This is a genomic window from Colwellia ponticola (assembly GCF_005885605.1).
Taxonomy (GTDB): domain Bacteria; phylum Pseudomonadota; class Gammaproteobacteria; order Enterobacterales; family Alteromonadaceae; genus Colwellia; species Colwellia ponticola.
In genome coordinates, this window is record NZ_SZVP01000003.1 from 106685 (window position 1) to 126732 (window position 20048).

Here is a 20048-nt window from a genome sequence, read left to right on the forward strand (position 1 = left end):
TTACGCGTAGGGGGATGCTTGCCTCAACAAAATCTCGTCTCATTAGCACGCTCCGCGTGGTAATGAGGTTCACCGATAATATCCAAAAAAACTGTCGGGCCTCGCTCCGCTCGTGCCGACCTACAAAACCAAGTTGATTTACTCGTAGGTCGATGCTTGCCTCGACAAGCTATTACGGATTGAGATGCTATAAAAAATTGAATTATTCTACTGCTGGTTTAGTCAAACCAAAGTGCTGATAAGCTCTGTCGGTAACAATACGGCCACGCGGCGTGCGTTGTAAAAAGCCTTGTTGAATAAGAAAAGGCTCTAACACATCTTCAATGGTTTCTCGTTCTTCACCAATGGCTGCCGCCACATTATCGAGGCCAACAGGGCCGCCCATAAACTTGTCAATGATGGCATGTAACAATTTTCTGTCCATAATATCAAAGCCTTCACTATCAACTTCTAACATATCTAACGCGGCAGAGGCGGTTTGTTGATTAACCACACCATGAGATTTTATATCGGCATAGTCGCGTACTCGGCGCAATAAACGGTTGGCAATACGTGGCGTACCACGTGAGCGACGAGCGACTTCAAAAGCGCCCTGCTCATCTATGGTTAAATTTAAAAAGTGTGCCGAACGACTAACAATGGTTGATAATTCCTCAACATTATAAAATTCTAGGCGCTGCACAATACCAAAACGATCGCGCAGTGGTGATGTTAGTGCACCAGCACGTGTGGTCGCGCCAATAAGGGTAAATGCGGGTAAATCTAATTTAATAGAGCGTGCGGCAGGTCCTTCACCAATCATAATATCTAATTGATAATCTTCCATCGCTGGGTAAAGTATTTCTTCAACAACGGGGCTTAAACGATGAATTTCATCAATAAACAGAATATCGTTTTCTTCTAAATTAGTCAGTAGCGCCGCTAAATCACCGGCTTTTTCTAATACCGGCCCTGAAGTGGTGCGAATATTTACGCCCATTTCATTGGCGACAATGTTAGCTAAAGTAGTTTTACCTAAGCCTGGAGGGCCAAAAATAAGTAAATGGTCTAACGGCTCGCCACGATTTTTTGCCGCGGGGATAAATATTTCCATTTGTGCTTTAACATGCTCTTGCCCTGTATAATCTTGTAGCATTTTAGGACGAATAGCACGATCTACATTTTCATCTTCTAACGATGCAATGGGTTCAATTAAGCGATCTGCTTCGATCATGGTTTATTATTCCTGTGCGGTTAACGTGACAACATTGACGTGAATGGTAAAACATTATTAATGACTAAAGCACGGTTGATTGCTAAAGCATTGACTTTAATGCATCGCGAATAAGCGCTTCACTCGACATACCACGATTGTATACTGATTTAATCGCTTTATCTGCTTGTACTTGCTTATAACCAAGCGATAATAAGGCATTAATAGCATCACCTTTATTATCGTTAATAAAGGTACTTTCTTGGCTAAGTTCAGCGGATAGTTGTTCTGGTATAACGCCGTCAGTAGAAACTAGCTGTATGGATTGTGCTTGCCAATCTTTTAAGCGATCACGCATCTCAATCAGTAAGCGCTCTGCTGTTTTCTTACCAACGCCGGGAATTTTTACAATGGCGCTGATATCATCGTGACGCACACAACTAACAAATTGATCAGCCGACATAGTTGATAAAATAGCTAAGGCGAGCTTAGGACCCACACCATTAACTTTGATCAGTAAACGAAATAATTTACGTTCAACTTTATTGGCAAAACCATACAGTAATTGTGCATCTTCACGAACGACAAAATGAATGTAAATAATCGCCTGCTGTTCAATGTCAGGTAACACATAAATGCTGGTCATCGGCATAGTCACTTCATAACCAACGCCAGCACAGTCAATTAATATTTCAGGAAAGTTTTTTTCGACAAGCGTGCCACGTAAACGACCAATCACAACAAGTACCCATAGCTATTATTAATAAGACAAATACTACCACTATATATTTATACAGTAAAGTAATGCCAAGTCCATTAAGTTATTTCCCACTCAGCGAGAATTAAAAGGTTTAAAGGCAAGGCATTGATTGAAGTACTTTTGTCTTATCGCTGAGCCCGCAGCGCCTCGTTTTCCTCGGTGGTGCATTGTATTTCTGTTGTTTGTCGTGTCACTACAGGGGCTACGTAGGTCGGCCTTCAGGCCGTCAAAAAACACCCAATAAATATTACCTTGATGGCCTAAAGGCCAACCTACACGAAACTGATACGCTCTTAAAAAGCTAAAATATTGAACCACAGGGGCTAGGTAGGTCGGCCTTCAGGCCGTCAAAAAACACCCAATAAATATTACCTTGATGGCCTAAAGGCCAACCTACACGAAACTGATACGCTCTTAAAGTGCTAAAATATTGAACCACAGGGGCTACGTAGGTCGGCCTTCAGGCCGTCAAAAAACACCAAATCAATATTACCTTGATGGCCTAAAGGCCAACCTACACGAAACTGATACGCTCTTAAAGTGCTAAAATATTGAACCACAGGGGCTAGGTAGGTCGGCCTTCAGGCCGTCAAAAAACACCAAATCAATATTACCTTGATGGCCTAAAGGCCAACCTACACAACAATGACGGCTATTTTATTTACGTTGTTAACGTAACCGCCCTCTAACTATCTTGGTGGCTTGCCCCGCTAATCTGGCAATATTGATATGACTATGACCATGGCAAAGTGCCACGGCTAAGGCATCGGCAGCATCGGCTTGTGGCGTACCGGGCAGCTTTAAAATCGTTTTTACCATATGTTGTACTTGGCTTTTATCTGCTGCGCCACTGCCAACCACAGCCTGCTTAATTTGTCTTGCAGAGTACTCAGCAATGGTTAAGCCTGCGTTAGTTGCCGCAACAATAGCCGCACCACGTGCTTGACCGAGTTTTAACGCGCCACCTGGATTTACCCCCATAAAAACTTGCTCTATGGCAAACATATCAGGTTTAAATTGAATAATTAACTCAGACACGCCAGCAAAAATAGTTTGTAAGCGCGATGCTAAATCTTCCCCTTGGCTGAGCGCTTTAATACAACCACTGCCAAGGTAAGTAAATCGTTGTTTTTCTTGTTTGATAACGCCATAACCGGTAAAGCGTGATCCAGGGTCAATCCCTAGTATTATTGTCAACGGTAGCCTCTTAATAGAACCATAAGGTAAAAATATATTACTATGTTATGTCTACGCCATAAAAAATGCAGCTAAAACATAGGTTATAGCTGCATTTATACAGGGTAATCAAAATAGATGCTAGTGACTTTTATCTACCGATAAAGGCGCTAACTATTTATGCTGGCTCGTCAGTTTTACTCTGCTCAAGTACGGCAATACCCAATTCTTTCAACTGTTCAGGGTTAGCATTACCTGGCGCGTTAGTCAGTGGACAAGCCGCTGTATTAGTTTTTGGGAAAGCCATAACATCGCGAATTGAACTAGCACCGGTCATTAACATAACAATACGGTCTAAACCAAACGCTAAACCAGCATGTGGCGGCGCACCATATTGTAATGCTTCAAGTAAGAAGCCAAATTTTTCTTGGGCTTCTTCATCACTAATACCTAACACTCTAAACGCTGCAGCTTGCATATCTTGCGTATGAATACGTACTGAGCCACCGCCTAATTCACAGCCATTTAACACCATATCATAAGCGTCAGATAAAGCACCCACTGGGTTTGCTTCTAGCTGCTCTGGCGTCAAATTAGTCGGCGCGGTAAATGGATGATGAATAGCGTGCATACGCCCATCAACTTGTTCAAACATTGGGAAATCAACAACCCAAAGTGGTTTCCAGTCACCGGCAAGTAAATCAAGATCTTCACCTAATTTAAGACGAAGTGCACCTAACGATTCAGAGACAACATTATAGCTATCAGCACCAAAGAAAATAATATCGCCTGTGCTCGCCTTAGTACGTTTTAATAACGCAATGGCTTCTTCGCTTGATAAGAATTTTAAGATGGGTGACTGTAAACCGTCAACGCCCGTTGCAAGCGCGGCATCAATATCATTTACTTTTAACCAAGGCATGCCTTTAGCCCCGTAAATGCCAACAAATTTTGTTAACTCATCAAGGCCTTTACGTGAAAATTTAGCCGCACCTTGTGGCACACAAATAACCGCAACACGACCATTGTCATCGTTAGCTGGGCCTGAAAAAACTTTAAATTCAACGTCTTTTACAATATCAGCAACATCAACTAACTCTAATGGGTTACGTAAATCTGGTTTGTCACTACCAAAGCGAGCCATCGCTTCAGAGTAAGGCATGCGCGGAAAGTCACCTAAATCAACATTGAGCATGGTTTGGAATAGTTCACGGATCATTTTTTCCGTCACCTCCATTACCTGATCACTGCTCATAAATGAGGTTTCAATATCTATTTGGGTAAATTCAGGCTGTCTATCGGCACGTAAATCTTCATCACGGAAACATTTAACGATTTGATAATAACGCTCCATACCAGACATCATCAATAACTGTTTAAATAGTTGTGGTGACTGTGGCAGTGCAAAAAACTGACCTTTGTGAGTTCGACTAGGGACTAAATAATCACGCGCACCTTCAGGGGTAGCAGCCGTTAAAATGGGCGTTTCAATATCTAAAAAGCCCTGTGACTCTAATGAGCTACGTACTGCTGAAGTCACTTTAGCGCGAAAACGTAAACGTTCAGTCATTTCAGTGCGGCGTAAATCGAGGTAACGATATTTCAAGCGCATTTCTTCAGAGTTAACTTGATTAGAGTCCAGCGGTAATGGCGCAGACTTATTTAAGATAGTTAGCTCTAAACCGAGTACTTCAATGCCACCTGTTTTCATGCCTTTGTTTACTTGACCTTCAGGTCGAGCACGTACTTTACCTTTTATTTGTACACAAAATTCGTTGCGTAAAGTATTCGCTTTTTTGATAACGTCAGGTAAATCTGGATCATAAACAACTTGTACTAGGCCTTCACGATCACGTAAATCTAAAAAGATAACAGCGCCTAAATCACGACGTTTGTTGACCCAACCACATAAAGTTATTTCTTGTCCGATGTGAGATTCATTTACCTCACCACAATAAAGACTACGCATGTATTTTTTGCCTTACTAATATTTTATGTTTAAACATTTATGCTTAAATAGTTACCTTTAAATAGGTACGGTTAAGCATATAAACAACCGCTATTAAGCCGTTGTTAAGATAATTTTTGCCATATTATAAAGCAATGAATAGTAATGTCACCCAAGAACAAGCAGATGGATAAATTAAAGCGATTGGCTTAAGGTATTAGTAGGTCGGCACGAACGCAGTGAGGCCCGACGATTTGTGGTGAATTTGAGCCTGGTTCCCACGCTCCGCGTGGTAACGATAGCAGTTTTTTTTCGAGGCAAGCATCGACCTACAAATACCAAAACCACCTACACTGCTTGTGTAGGTTGGCCTTTAGGCCATCACACTACTATTATTTTTGATAGCTTTTGACGGGCTAAAGCCCGACCTACAAATACCAAAACCGCCTACACTGCTTGTGTAGGTTGGCCTTTAGGCCATCACACTACTATTATTTTTTGATAGCTTTTGACGGGCTAAAGCCCGACCTACAAATACCAAAACCGCCTACACTGCTTGTGTAGGTTGGCCTTTAGGCCATCACACTACTATTATTTTTGATAGCTTTTGACGGGCTAAAGCCCGACCTACATAATGACACCACAAGCATCGACCTACGTAGTAACAAAACGCGCGTACATCAATTAAAAATATAATGGTTTTTACCGGCCGCTTTAACTTTATACATCAAAGTATCAGCAACTTTAAGTAGCTCGGTGTCGTTATCACCATCGCCTGGATACATCGCAATACCGATACTACTACCAATAGACGCGTTAATTTTTGACTTGCCGTTCAAGAGTGCAAACTCTTTTTGCAGTAGTTCTAATACTTTTTCAGCCACATAAGCGGCTTCGTTAGAACTATGTAAACCGGTAAGCAATAACACAAATTCATCACCGCCAAAACGTACCACGGTATCTGAGTTTCTCACGCAGCCCTGCAACCGTGCAGCAACTTGTTTTAATAATTCATCACCGACATCATGTCCATAAGTATCGTTAATGTTTTTAAAGCCATCTAAATCGATAAATAGCACCGCCATTTTAAGAGATTGTCGTTGGTGAAAAGATATTGCGGTACTTAACCTGTCTTTTAATAACACTCGATTAGCTAGCCCAGTGAGTTCATCATGGGTAGCCATATGTTTCATTATTTTTTCAAGTTGCTCTCGATGCTTAATTTCAACTTGTAACCTTCTGTTCCACATAATAATAACGCCCAGCACCAACAACGTTATAACGCCAACTTGTGCCGCAACCTGCAAAACAACGCTTTTATCAAAGCCGGTATTAATCGCTAACGTAAACCAATTATCGTAAATAATTTGTTTCTCTTTTTCAGTAATTGATAATAAGCCTTTATTCATTATATCTTTTAATAATGGCATTTTTTTATGAATAGCAAAATGACTGTCACTTATGCTGACATCGTCCATCATAGACATCATTAGCGTGAGAATATTTTCTTGCTTTAACAGCTGTGTTGCCGAGGCGACAGAAGTAATAAAGCCATCAACACGCTCTTGTTGTAAGGCAACTAAACCTTGCTCGCGATTTTCAACTAACGTAAAGGTGATTAACGGGTACGTTTTGCGTAACCAAGCAATCAAGTGATAGCCTTTAACAATAGCGACTTGCTTGCCCTTAAAATCGCCTAACTTGGTTTGACGCCCATAATAAAGGGGATGCAACATCACCCAAGGCATTTTCCAATAACTTTCAGAAAAAAGCATATGGCCTTCACGCTCTGGTGTTGGCGCAATACTCGCTATCACATCGACATCATTAGCTAACAAAGCATCGTATAGCTTCTGCCAGTTATCAAAAGCAACAAAGTCAAAATCGATACTCGTTCGTTCGCTGATTAAATTAAGGATATCGCGGTTGATACCAGAGAATTTACCCTTTTCATCACTAAATTCAACCGGTGAGAGGTCATTAATAAAACCTAATCTTATATTTTCATTAGCGGCTAGAAAGGCTTTTTCGCTATCACTTAAGACAATCTTTTGTGCCTGTTGTTTATAATACGATTTGCCCTTATTATCCTTTAACCACTGGTCTTCAATACTTATTAAAGTATTAATATCTAACTCGTTAAAGCCAGTATTAATCACTTGTGCTAACTTATAATTTTTTTGATGGATTACAGGCGCTAACTTCACGCTAAACACTGGACTGTCTAACAAATAAAAATGTGTTTGCAAATTACCTTGCTCCAGCTTTGCTTGCACTACATTAACCAAACCAATCATAGCCGCTATTTCTTTTTGCTCTGCCGCCACAAACATCTCGTCAATACTACTAAAATAACGAAGATTCAACCTAGGGTACGCCGCTAACACTTGCTCTTTAATCGTTGAGTTTTGCCAGATACCGATAACCTTATCACTAAACTGTTGGGTAAATTGCTCAATGGATTCAATGTTAAGGCCTTCAATATCGTTCATATTATTATGAACAAACACCTGCGCCTTAGATGAGTAAATAGCCTTGGTAAATAAAGTGTTTTCAGTAATCTGAGCATGTTCAGGGTAAGCTAACACTATATCGACTTTTTGCTGCGCGACCATCTCGAGTGCCTCTATCATATCACGGGCAACAAAATCCACTTTTATACCCACGTGTTTAGACCATAAGCGCCAGACATCAATCAGTAGACCTTGTGGCTTACCTAAGGGACTAACGCCCATATAAGGAGGATTATTCGATGAAAAAGCGATAAGTAAGCTATTTTCCGGCTTGGTAAATCCTAACCATTGTTGTTCGATAAGATTTCGCTCTTGTATTGATATTTTTGCAAATCCTTGGTCAATAAAAGGCAGTAAATTAGGCCTGTTTTTAGCCACTGCGACACCGTAATCACTTTGTTGATAGCGCAAGAGCTTATAGGTAGGAAAGCGTTGTTTTAAGCTATCGTAATCAGAGAGCTCATCGTTAAGCTTTTCTAACCCTGCAAACACCAACACCTCATTATCTAATGCTGCTTGGTATAAATCAGGATAACTATCATAAATTTTCAACGCTAATTCGGGCTGGTTTCTTTGTAAGCCTTCAAGATGAACAGAGCCTTTAACAACACCGATACTATAGGGTTTTAAATCAGCTAAGCTATTTACCGTATTGAGTTTTTTATGAATATAAAGGTGGGTATAAATAGAAAACAGAGGTTGGCTAAATTGTAAGGTTTCTTGCCTTAACGCTGTGATGACTAAACCGCCATGAATATCAACATTACCTTTAGCGACTTCATTTAGCGTTTCTAACCAAGGTAACAGCACAAACTTAATAGTGACTTGCTGCTTTTTAGCCCATAAACGCCACATATCAGCCATCAACCCAATCACTTGACCTTGTTTATCAATGGTATGATAGGGAAAAGAGGTTTTATTAATAGCAATAGTTAATGGCTGCTTAGTCACTACATAATCAGCGTTAGCTGTCTGATTAACTATCTGATTAGTTACGTCATTAGTGACTTTTTCAGGCGTTTGAGTTGATGCTTGCTTTAATGCATTGTTTGAAACTTGCTTTAGCGCTTCATTAACACCATTTACCTCACTTTTCGCATACACTAGCCCGCTTGAAAAAACAAAAAAAATCGCTACGGCAATAGAATAATAACGTGGTTTATAAAAAAAGCTCAAAAAAATACCCTATAAATATAGCGTTGCTAATAAGATCGGTTAAAATAGGTCATCATACTTTATATAAAAGGCGACTTGATGACAGCGTTTATTAACATCATAGTTCGCTAACACCACAGTGAAAATAATCAACACCATGCATGATTCTGATACCGATTTAATTTATTCACAAGCACATAAACAGGTAAAAAACTTTACCTTTGATGCGCAAGTTGTGGAAGTTTTCCCTGACATGATCTCCCGCTCTGTACCAGGTTACAATACTATTATCGACACTATAGGTCGACTTAGCCAACAATTTGTTCAAGATAATAGTAATATTTATGATTTAGGCTGCTCTTTAGGCGCAGCAACACTCGCTATGCGTAAAGGAATTAGTGCCAACAACTGTAAAATTATTGGCGTTGATAATTCAAGCGATATGGTTAAACGATGTAAAATGCATGTTGAGGCTTTTAAAGGTAAAACACCGGTAAGTATTATTGAAGGTAATATTCAAGACATTAACATAGAAAATGCTTCTATGGTGGTGTTAAATTTCACTTTACAGTTTATTGAAAAATCACAACGACAAGCCTTACTAACGACGATAGCTAAAGGCTTAAACCCAGGTGGTTTATTGGTGCTGTCTGAAAAAATATCCAGTGATGATAACGTTATTGATGATGTACTCATTGACTTACACCATAAATTTAAAGGCGATAATGGTTATAGTGAATTAGAAGTTGCACAAAAACGCAGCGCGCTTGAAAAAGTGATGCTAACCGATACGCTTGAGGTACATAAAGAGCGTTTACACCAAGCAGGCTTTAGCCACGCATCATTATGGTTTCAATGCTTTAATTTCACTTCACTTATCGCTATTAAGTAGCACTGTCAAATAACCAATACGCCACATTCCAACGACATAGTAGACATTTATGAAACACTTTAACCACTTTTATCAACAAATTGCGACTAATCGTTTAGGTCATTGGCTAAATACCCTACCAGCACAATTAAGCGACTGGCATGAAAACAACCTGCATGGCGAATTTAAGCATTGGCAAAAAACACTCGATGCCTTACCTGTTGTTAGCACAGATGCCAGCATTGATATTGTTAATACCGTTAAAGTAGGTGAACTCGGTGATTTAGATCAGGGACAATTTAAACGCCTTGAAAATTTAATGAAAAAGTTTAAACCTTGGCGTAAAGGCCCGTACCATATTCATGGCTTACACATTGACACCGAATGGCGTAGTGATTTTAAATGGGATCGTTTAGCTGAGCATATTAGTGATTTATCAGGTAAGTACGTATTAGATATTGGTTGCGGTAGCGGCTATCACTTATGGCGTATGCGCGGCGCAGGTGCAAAGTTTGTGGTGGGTATTGACCCAACTCAGCTATTTTTAATGCAATTTAATGCCATAAAGCATTTTATAGATGATGACCAAGTACATTTATTACCACTAGGCGTTGAACAACTCCCTGAGCTAAAGGCGTTTGATACGGTTTTTGCCATGGGGGTATTGTATCATCGTCGTTCACCGATAGATTTTCTTTACCAATTAAAAGCCCAGCTAGTTAAAGGCGGCGAATTAGTGTTAGAAACCCTCATTGTTGATGGCGATGAAAACACCGTATTAGTCCCTGGTGAACGTTACGCTAAAATGCGTAATGTCTGGTTTTTACCCAGTGAAAAAGCGATGTGTGCTTGGTTAGAGCGCTGTGGATTTAGCAATGTTCGCGTAGTAAACACCGACATCACCGCTATAGACGAGCAACGAAAAACCCAGTGGATAGATACTGAGTCATTACAAGATTTTCTTGACCCTGATGACAGCAGTAAAACTATAGAAGGTTACCCTGCTCCCAAACGAGCAATATTTATTGCTAATACTTAAAAGCTAAAGATGTTGAACCACCGATTACGCGTAGGTCGATGCTTGCCTCGACAAAGTCCCTGAAAGGGAATATGAGATAACCGCCATCATTTTTGATCAAACCGTCGGGCCTCACTGCGCTCGTGCCGACCTACAAATAAATTTACACGTAGGTCGATGCTTGCCTCGACAAAGTCCCTGAAAGGGAATATGAGATAACCGCCATCATTTTTGATCAAACCGTCGGGCCTCACTGCGCTCGTGCCGACCTACAAATAAATTTACACGTAGGTCGATGCTTGCCTCGACAATATCTGGCAAAACATGATAAAAAACAAACGGTAATCTACTCATATCTCACTACTAATTTCCCAGTAAATAGGTTAAGTTATAATGACTTAACTTATCTTATTTAGTAAAAACAACCCTGTTTAACTCAAGCGTTAATCAAGTTTACGCTAAGGAATGCTATGAACGATGTGTGGTTAGCAAGACGACTTAAAAAAGTAACTAACAGGCAGCAAGATCACCGAGACCCTTTTCAGCGCGATCGCGCTCGAATACTACATTCTGCCTCCTTTCGCCGCTTACAATCTAAAACCCAAGTAATGGGTAGCGGTCAAAGTGACTTTTACCGTACGCGTTTAACGCATTCATTAGAAGCGGCGCAAATAGGCTCAGGTATTACCGCACAGCTACGCAGCAAAGAGCCTGCTCTGTGCGAAGCGCTTCTCCTCAATAGCGATAGCTTAATTGAAACCATTTGCTTAGCTCATGATATTGGCCACCCTCCTTTTGGTCATGGTGGTGAAATAGCGCTAAATTATATGATGCGTGATCATGGTGGTTTTGAAGGCAATGGCCAAACACTACGTATAGTGGCTCGTTTAGAAACCTTTAGTGAACACTTTGGTATGAATTTAACCCGTAGAACACTACTGGGATTAATGAAATATCCACAGTTGATAGACACACTCTGTAAAGCTATAAAACCAAGCACTATTGGTAATTTTCGACAACTTAAAGCCGACGAATGGCATCCACCTAAAGGCTTATATAGTGATGATCAAGACATTATTGACTGGATACTTGCCCCCTTATCACAAGCTGATCGCACTTTATTTCAAAGCATCAGTTGCCAAGAGAACGCGCTCCAAGGTAAAAGCCACCATTATAAAACCCTCTTCAAATCATTAGATTGCTCAATTATGGAACTAGCCGATGACATTGCTTATGGCATTCATGATCTTGAAGATGCCATAGTAACGAAAGTGGTTAACCGTGATGATTTTGATCGTGAAGTCATACAAAAACTGCAAAAAATAGACGATGTATGGCTAAAAAAATACAGTAAAACGTTAGCAAATAAGCTTTTTAGTGATCACCATCACTTGCAAAAAGATGCTATTGGCGGCTTAGTAAACTACCTGATTACCGCCATAGAGATTACTGATTTAAATAAACAAAACGATATAAATTTTGCCGAGCCGCTACTTCGCTATAACGCAACCTTATCAACACCTACCGCCAAAGCACTGCAAATATTTAAAGACTTTGTTTACTTTTATGTGATTAAATTAACCAGCTTGCAACGCTTGGAATATAAAGGTCAGCAAATAGTGATGGAGCTTTTTGAAGCGTTATCATCTGACCCTATGCGCTTACTGCCCAGTAATAGCGCTAAACGTTGGCAACAAGCCGTAGATGACAATAAAAATCCCCAGCGAATAATAGCTGACTACATTGCAGGTATGACCGATGACTATGCCACACGCCTTTATCAATCACTGTTTAGTGTGCATGGTTCGTCAACTTACCAATTAAACTAAAACCAGCCCTACGTAGAAACACCACAAACCATCACCTGCACTTTTTGTGTAGGTTGGCCTTTAGGCCGTCACAGTAATACTATTGTTAATGGTTTTAGACGGGCTAAAGCCCGACCTACCTAGAGATACCACAACCCCCAACCTGCACTTTTTGTGTAGGTTGGCCTTTAGGCCATCACGGTAATACTATTGTTAATGGTTTTTGACGGGCTAAAGCCCGACCTACATAGAGACACCAAAAACCATCACCTGTACTTCTTGTGTAGGTTGGCCTTTAGGCCATCACACTAATATTATTCTTTGACGCTTTTGACGGGCTAAAGCCCGACCTACGTAAAGATACCAAAAACCATCACCTGCACTTTTTGTGTAGGTTGGCCTTTAGGCCATCACACTAATATTATTCTTTGACGCTTTTGACGGGCTAAAGCCCGACCTACGTAGAGATACCACCAACCCCAACCTGCACTGCTTGTGTAGGTTGGCCTTTAGGCCGTCACAGTAATACTATTGTTAATGGTTTTAGACGGGCTAAAGCCCGACCTACATAGAGACACCACCAACCCCAACCTGCACTTTTTATGTAGGTAGGCCTTTAGGCCGTCACACTAATATTATTCTTTGACGCTTTTGACGGGCTAAAGCCCGACCTACATAGAGACACCAAAAACCATCACCTGTACTTCTTGTGTAGGTCGGCCTTTAGGCCGTCACGGCAATACTATTGTTAATGGTTTTTGACGGGCTAAAGCCCGACCTACCTAGAGACACCACCAACCCCAACCTGCACTTTTTGTGTAGGTCGGCCTTTAGGCCATCACGGTAATACTATTGTTAATGGTTTTAGACGGGCTAAAGCCCGACCTACGTAGAGATACCACAAACCCCGACCTACGTTAAATAAACTATTAATGCCTTACTGATAAAAGTCAGTTAAGCTAACGCGGTAAGCTCCACCAAAAGATAAAAATGAGAACATTGCGACAATGCTAGAAATATACGCAGGCAAAAATGCCTTAAAGACCATTCAAGAACAAGGCTTTAACCAAGAGCTATTTACTCATTTTTTAGGTGCCAGTGGTGGACCTAAATGGTTTACGGTCTTTGGCTTAGACAAATACCTATTTGGCGAGTTTTTTCACAATAGAAACACCGAGCTTAATTTACTCGGCTCAAGCGCTGGTGCTTTTCGCGCAGCCTGTTTAACACAAAGTAATCCTGTGCAAGCCATTGAAGGTTTGGCTTATAATTATGCCAATATGGTTTACTCTAAAAAACCGAGTGCAAAAGAAATATCGACTAAAGCCGCTGACATAGTTAACCAGCTATTTACTGACAACCGTGCTGATGAAGTAATCAATAACAACATTTTTAAAGCACACTTTTTAGTGGCTAAATGTAATGGTTTAACCGCCAGTGATAATAAAGTAATGCAAACGGCTGGTTTATTTAATAGTTGGTTACTGAACAAGCTTGATAGAAAATTACTCGCTAAGCAATACCAACGTTATATATTTAAACAGCCCAGCAGTAACTTGCTAATAAATGACCCATATAACTTTAACACTGTTTACCAAAACTTAACCCGTGAAAATATTAAAAGCGCAGTACTGGCTTCAGGTTCAATCCCCTTGGTAATGTCGGGTGTTAAAAATATTCAAGGAGCGGCAAAAGGAACTTATCGAGATGGTGGTATTATTGATTACCACTTTGATTTTTCACTGCAAAAAAGTAGTGTTGTAACAAAGAATAACCCTAATGAGTGCGGCTTAACATTGTATCCGCACTTTAGTAGCGAACCCAAAGCAGGATGGTTTGACAAAAACTCGACACGTAAAGTGCTAGCGAGTAGTTATGACAATACCGTATTACTGTCACCTTCTAAAAAGTTTATTAAATCACTGCCTTTTAGTAAAATACCCGATAGAACTGACTTTACTAAGTTAGATGCCAATACTCGAATTAACTACTGGCAGCAAGTATTAACTCAAACAGATATATTAGCCGAATGCTTTCATGAGTTTGTTACCAAACAAGGTATAAGCCAAATAAAAGCCTTTACACCATAAATCAATACCTTATGTAGACAATGGTTTAACCTATCAACTTTATGTAGGTTGGCCTTTAGGCCATCACGGTAATACTATTGTTAATGGTTTTTGACGGGCTAAAGCCCGACCTACGTAGTGACAAACCACAAGTGCCTGTTACGTTAAGAGCCAAAAAAAATCTGCACTCCAACCAACAGCGTCATTCCCGAATTGTCCTATCGGGAATCCATTTTTATGTAGGTTGGCCTTTAGGCCATCACGGTAATATTTGTCTTATTGCTCTGACGGCCTAAAGGCCGACCTACATAGTGCACACCACAAACCCCGACCTACGTAGAGACACCACAAACTACGACCTACGTAGTGGCTTTAAACATCGCAATTAACCCTTGGCTTGAAGCTGATAACGTTTCCTTTTCAAAGCCTTCAACACCATCAATAGCCGCTAAAACGCTAGCGCCTAACTGCTTTCCTAACTCAACGCCCCATTGATCATAAGAGTTGATACCCCAAATAACCCCTTGTACAAAAATCTTATGCTCATATAGCGCAAACAAAGCACCAATAGCTTCAGGCGTTAACAAATCCATCACTAACGTGTTACTCGGGGTATTACCTTTCATCGTTTTATGCGGCGCAAGGCGGCTAACTTCTTCAGCAGATAAACCGCTATTTACCAGCTCAGTGTTAACTTGTGCTAATGTTTTTCCTTGCATCAATGCTTCACTTTGCGCAAAACAATTAGCCACCAATACCTTATGATTCTGGGTATATTGGCTACGCCCTTTTAAAGCAACAATAAAGTCTGTCGGAATAATGTCATCACTTTGATGCATTAACTGCATAAAAGCGTGTTGGCCGTTAGTGCCTTCTTGACCGAACACTACCGGAGCGGTTAACCAAGGTAATTTATCACCCTGCCTGGAAACAGACTTACCATTACTTTCCATATCTGTTTGCTGTAAGTAACCAGGTAAAGCACGCAACGAATGCGCATAAGGTAAAATAGCTAAGCTAGGATACTCAAGAGCATTACGATTCCAAATACCAAGTAATGCCATAATTACCGGCATATTGTCTCTAAAATCAGCTGAAGTAAAATGCTGATCCATCTCATAAGCACCCGCTTTTAACTTGGCAAAGTGATCATTACCAATAGCAAGCGCTAAGGGTAAACCCACTGCAGACCATAAAGAAAATCGACCGCCAACCCAATCCCACATAGGTAATATATGCTCAGCTTTAATACCAAAGGCTATTACTGCCTCAATATTAGTACTGACCGCAAACCACTGCTTTTCAATAACCGATCTTTTAACATTAACGCCTTTAGATACCACAGCAGATAACATCCACTGCTTAACCGCATTCGCATTAAGTATGGTTTCTTGGGTGGTAAAAGTTTTAGAAATAACCACAACTAGCGTGGTATCAACATTAAGCTTAATTAACTTCTCTTCAAGCGCGCCACCATCAACATTAGCCACTACATGGACTGTTAGGCCAGTATTATGGTATGGCGCTAGTGCAGACAAACCAACTTTAACGCCATAATATGAGCCACCAATACCAAGAGCTACAACATCAGTAAAGCGCTGACCGGTATGACTGGTTAATAAACCTTGCTGTACATCATCAACAATTTTTATCATCTGCTGCTCTGCAGCTTCAACCTCATTAGCCAAGGTATCACCAAGTACCTGCTGCTTAACCAAGGTAGGCGCTCTTAATACCGTATGTAATACCGATCGCCCTTCTGTATTATTAATTTTTACGCCACTAAACTGCTTGGTTATTGCTTCTGCTAAACCAGCCTCTTTTGCTATATCAATGAGTTGCTCAAATTCAGCTTCGTTAATATTTTGCTTAGAGTAGTCGAGGTATAAATGCGCGGCTGATAAAGAAAAGTCATTAGCGCGATTTTTGGAGCCTTCATCTTTAGAATGATTGCTTTCAGAGAATAAGGAGAAAATTGAGCGGGTTTTAGCCGTTTGCGCCAATGAGGTTAACTTTTGAATATTCATAGATGATTGTTATTTCCCTTATAATGATCATGTAGATCGATGTTTGCCTCAACAATGCTATTTTTTGTACCGTGTAGATTGGCCTTTAGGCCATCACAGTAATATTGTTTCTAATAATTCCCAAGAGCTTTTCGAATGCTTTTTTGACGGGCTAAAGCCCGACCTACAACATCGACCAAACTCATGAGATCCTGAAACGAGTTCAGGAAAACGTTAAAACACCGTCATGCTGCCCCTGAAATAAATTCAGGGTGACGGTTTCAGCATCTAGATTTTGACGGGCTAAAGCCCGACCTACAACACCGACCAAACTCACAAGACGTTAAAACACCGTCATGACCTAATTGTAGGTTGGCCTTTAGGCCGTCACGGTAATACTATTGTTGATAGCTTTTGACGGGCTAAAGCCCGACCTACGTAGTGAACACCACCAACCACCACCTACACTTCTTGTGTAGGTTGGCCTTTAGGGCATCACACTACTATTATTTTTTGATATTTTTGACGGGCTAAAGCCCGACCTACGTAGCGAATACCACAACAACCTACACTTCTTGTGTAGGTTGGCCTTTAGGCCATCACACTACTATTACTCTTTGATATTTTTGACGGGCTAAAGCCCGACCTACGTAGTGAACACCACCAACCACCACCTACACCTTTTGTGTAGGTTGGCCTTTAGGCCATCACACTACTATTATTTTTTGATATTTTTGACGGGCTAAAGCCCGACCTACGTAGCGAATACCACAAACCACCACCTACACTTCTTGTGTAGGTTGGCCTTTAGGCCATCACACTACTATTATTTTTTGATATTTTTGACGGGCTAAAGCCCGACCTACGTAGCGAATACCACAAACCACCACCTACACTTCTTGTGTAGGTTGGCCTTTAGGCCATCACAGTAATATTGCTTTTTAATGACGGGCTAAAGCCCGACCTACAAATACCGAAGCCTTAGTGACCTCGGTGGTTCAAAATCTTTAGTTTTTTGAATAGCTAAAGTTCTTTTTTAATTTCACTAGCAAATAATTCAAAGTCAACCAAATGATTGTTAATTACCACTTCAACAATATCCATATTTAGCTCTCTATACTCATGAACTGCTATATTACGTAACCCGATCATTTTCTTTAAACTAGTCGCAACAGAAACTGAAATAATACCGGCTGAGCTTAGTAGCTCAAAGCTATCACGACTACTTTGTGGTATACCTAATTGCCCTTTTTTATTCAAATAATTAGCTATATCAATTGACGCTTCACAAGCTCGTTGCAGGTTTAAAATAACAGAGTCTTGTCTAGTGTAATCATGGGTAAAATTACTGCCGGCTTCTGCGTAAACATCTCGAATACGCTTTAAGCAACGAGCTATCGTAGCTAACTTATTTAACAGTACATCATCCATATTACGTTCCTTTAAATGCGGCTAGTAACGATGCACGCTCTTCATTTAAGTGCTGGTACATAGAGATAACTTGCATTTCAAACAACCCTTGATAATCCTCAGCATCATATAAACAAATTCCTTTGTTAATAATTTCATTTTGCATAACCGTAGAGGCTGATAATAAATCAATTAAATCAATATCAACATTAAATTCTAACGTTAATTTTTGCTGTACTTCCCAACGAGCAACTGTAGATATTTTTTGTGGTAACAGCACGGCTAAATCAATATCACTATTTTTATGTTGCTGGCCGCTAGCATAAGAGCCAAATAAATATAACAGTTTAACCTCAGGGAGATACTGTTTAATAGCAGTAATAAGATGTCTGTTAAAATTAATAGCCATAGAAAGACCTCACAAGAAATAACAAAAGTTAATAACGATTAAAACACTAAGCTTAACTCACCTAGATCTCGTTCTCGCGCTCTGCGTCGGAACAAGGCTAAGTGTCTGAACGGAAATCCATTCTTATGTAGGTTGGGCTTTAGCCCATCAAAAAACATAATTAATAGATTAGTTTGACGGGCTAAAGCCCGACCTACAACACCGGCCAAACTCATGAGATCCCGAAACGAGTTCAGGAAGACGTTAAAACCTCGTCATACTGACCCAGACTCGAGCCTCGTTCCCACGCTCTGCGTGGTAACGCATATGGTGACGACACTACGTCATGCTGACCCTGAAATAAATTCAGGGTGACGGTTTCAGCATCTAGATTTTGACGGGCTAAAGCCCGACCTACAACACCGACCAAACTCATAAGATCCTGAAACGAGTTCAGGAAGACGTTAAAAACACCAGCATGACCTAATTGTAGGTTGGCCTTTAGGCCATCATGGTAATATTGTTTTTTAATGATTACCGAATGATTTTGAGTGCTTTTTGACGGGCTAAAGCCGACCTACAGAAAACTATGTCACTTTGTGATACTTGACGGGCTAAAGCCCGACCTACAGAAAACTATGTCACTTTGTGATACTTGACGGGCTAAAGCCCGACCTACAAATACCACAAACCAACCTACACTGCTTGTGTAGGTTGGCCTTTAGGCCATCAAACTAATATTGCTTTTGTCTTCTCGGTGAGCGAAGCCTCTGTGCCCTCGCCCTCGGTGGTTCAATAGCTTTAGTTTTTAACAATTTCTTGCAAATAAGCCTTAAAATCATCAGCTAACTCAGGATGACGTAAGCCATATTCAACATTGGCTTTCATATAACCTAACTTAGAGCCACAATCATGTGACTTTCCGGTCATATGAAACGCTTCAACGGTTTCTTTTTCCATTAACATCGCAATCGCATCGGTTAATTGAATTTCATCACCAGCACCAGGAGGCGTTAACTTTAACAAATCCCAGATTTTTTCTGATAATACATAACGACCTACTACCGCTAAGTTTGATGGCGCTTCATCAATAGCTGGTTTTTCAACAATGGCGGTCATCGCTTTTGACTCACCAGGGGCAAGTTCAACACCACCACAATCAACCACACCATAACTACTGACTTGCTCCATAGGCACTGGTTCAACCATAATTTGGCTATAACCACCAACTTCGTTATAACGGCTTAACATCGCTGATAAATTCTCAGTTTTTAAATCGGCGGTTGCATCATCTAAAATCACATCAGGTAACACCACCACAAAAGGCTCATTACCAATAATAGGCCGCGCTTTTAAGACCGCATGACCTAAACCTTTCGCCTCACCTTGGCGAACGTGCAATATAGTGACATCTTTCGGGCATATCGCTTGAATTTCATCAAGCAACTGACGTTTAACCCGTTTCTCTAGGGTGGTTTCCAGCTCAAAAGATTTATCAAAATGGTTTTCAATGGCATTTTTTGAAGAATGCGTAACTAACACGATTTCTTTAATACCTGCTGCAACACACTCGTCTACTATGTATTGAATCATAGGTTTATCGACAATAGGTAACATTTCTTTCGGGATTGCTTTGGTTGCAGGTAGCATCCGCGTACCTAAACCGGCTACTGGGATTACTGCTTTTTTAATTCTGTTTGGCATTTTTATCCTTAAATTTTTAACTTGAAGTTT

The 20048-nt window shown here is 40.5% G+C and carries 13 protein-coding genes; 4 read left to right on the plus strand and 9 right to left on the minus strand.

Annotated elements, in window-relative coordinates:
- Positions 1 to 202 precede the first annotated feature (202 nt).
- The 5 genes from ruvB to FCS21_RS05250 form a co-directional block, all read right to left on the minus strand.
- Positions 203 to 1213 (minus strand): Holliday junction branch migration DNA helicase RuvB, encoded by a 1011-nt coding sequence (gene ruvB / locus FCS21_RS05230; protein ID WP_138621135.1) that lies wholly within the window; start codon positions 1211 to 1213, stop codon positions 203 to 205.
- Positions 1214 to 1295: 82 nt separating this feature from the next.
- The gene (gene ruvA, locus FCS21_RS05235; protein ID WP_138621137.1) at positions 1296 to 1931 is read right to left on the minus strand and encodes a Holliday junction branch migration protein RuvA; all 636 of its coding nucleotides are present in this window, start codon (positions 1929 to 1931) and stop codon (positions 1296 to 1298) included.
- Positions 1932 to 2621: 690 nt separating this feature from the next.
- Positions 2622 to 3149 (minus strand): crossover junction endodeoxyribonuclease RuvC, encoded by a 528-nt coding sequence (gene ruvC, locus FCS21_RS05240; RefSeq protein WP_138621139.1) that lies wholly within the window; start codon positions 3147 to 3149, stop codon positions 2622 to 2624.
- A gap of 157 nt (positions 3150 to 3306) precedes the next feature.
- A complete protein-coding gene (gene aspS, locus FCS21_RS05245) occupies positions 3307 to 5097 on the minus strand; it encodes an aspartate--tRNA ligase (RefSeq protein ID WP_138621141.1) in 1791 nt (596 codons plus the stop codon).
- 659 nt (positions 5098 to 5756) lie between these two features.
- Complete coding sequence (locus FCS21_RS05250; protein ID WP_246047033.1) at positions 5757 to 8765, minus strand: transporter substrate-binding domain-containing protein; 3009 nt, start codon at positions 8763 to 8765, stop codon at positions 5757 to 5759.
- Positions 8766 to 8901: 136 nt separating this feature from the next.
- Here FCS21_RS05250 and cmoA point away from each other — a divergent pair, with 136 nt between their 5' ends.
- The 4 genes from cmoA to FCS21_RS05270 all read left to right on the plus strand — a co-directional run bounded on the left by cmoA (position 8902) and on the right by FCS21_RS05270 (position 14531).
- A complete protein-coding gene (gene cmoA, locus FCS21_RS05255) occupies positions 8902 to 9636 on the plus strand; it encodes a carboxy-S-adenosyl-L-methionine synthase CmoA (protein ID WP_138621143.1) in 735 nt (244 codons plus the stop codon).
- Between the two features lie 49 nt (positions 9637 to 9685).
- On the plus strand, positions 9686 to 10654 hold the full coding sequence (gene cmoB, locus FCS21_RS05260; protein ID WP_138621145.1) for a tRNA 5-methoxyuridine(34)/uridine 5-oxyacetic acid(34) synthase CmoB: 969 nt from the start codon (positions 9686 to 9688) through the stop codon (positions 10652 to 10654).
- Positions 10655 to 11103: 449 nt separating this feature from the next.
- Entirely contained in the window at positions 11104 to 12462 is a 1359-nt protein-coding gene (locus FCS21_RS05265; protein WP_138621147.1) for an anti-phage deoxyguanosine triphosphatase, read from the plus strand.
- A gap of 986 nt (positions 12463 to 13448) precedes the next feature.
- The gene (locus tag FCS21_RS05270; RefSeq protein ID WP_138621149.1) at positions 13449 to 14531 is read left to right on the plus strand and encodes a patatin-like phospholipase family protein; all 1083 of its coding nucleotides are present in this window, start codon (positions 13449 to 13451) and stop codon (positions 14529 to 14531) included.
- Positions 14532 to 14869: 338 nt separating this feature from the next.
- Here the strand turns inward: FCS21_RS05270 and pgi are convergent, their stop codons facing one another.
- From pgi to galU, 4 genes are all read right to left on the minus strand, one after another.
- A complete protein-coding gene (pgi, locus tag FCS21_RS05275; protein WP_138621150.1) occupies positions 14870 to 16537 on the minus strand; it encodes a glucose-6-phosphate isomerase in 1668 nt (555 codons plus the stop codon).
- A gap of 1002 nt (positions 16538 to 17539) precedes the next feature.
- Positions 17540 to 17947 (minus strand): type VII toxin-antitoxin system HepT family RNase toxin, encoded by a 408-nt coding sequence (hepT, locus tag FCS21_RS05280; RefSeq protein WP_138621152.1) that lies wholly within the window; start codon positions 17945 to 17947, stop codon positions 17540 to 17542.
- A 1-nt stretch (position 17948) separates the two neighbouring features.
- Complete coding sequence (gene mntA / locus FCS21_RS05285) at positions 17949 to 18335, minus strand: type VII toxin-antitoxin system MntA family adenylyltransferase antitoxin (RefSeq protein WP_138621154.1); 387 nt, start codon at positions 18333 to 18335, stop codon at positions 17949 to 17951.
- 780 nt (positions 18336 to 19115) lie between these two features.
- Complete coding sequence (gene galU, locus FCS21_RS05290) at positions 19116 to 20018, minus strand: UTP--glucose-1-phosphate uridylyltransferase GalU (RefSeq protein ID WP_138621156.1); 903 nt, start codon at positions 20016 to 20018, stop codon at positions 19116 to 19118.
- Positions 20019 to 20048: the final 30 nt, after the last annotated feature.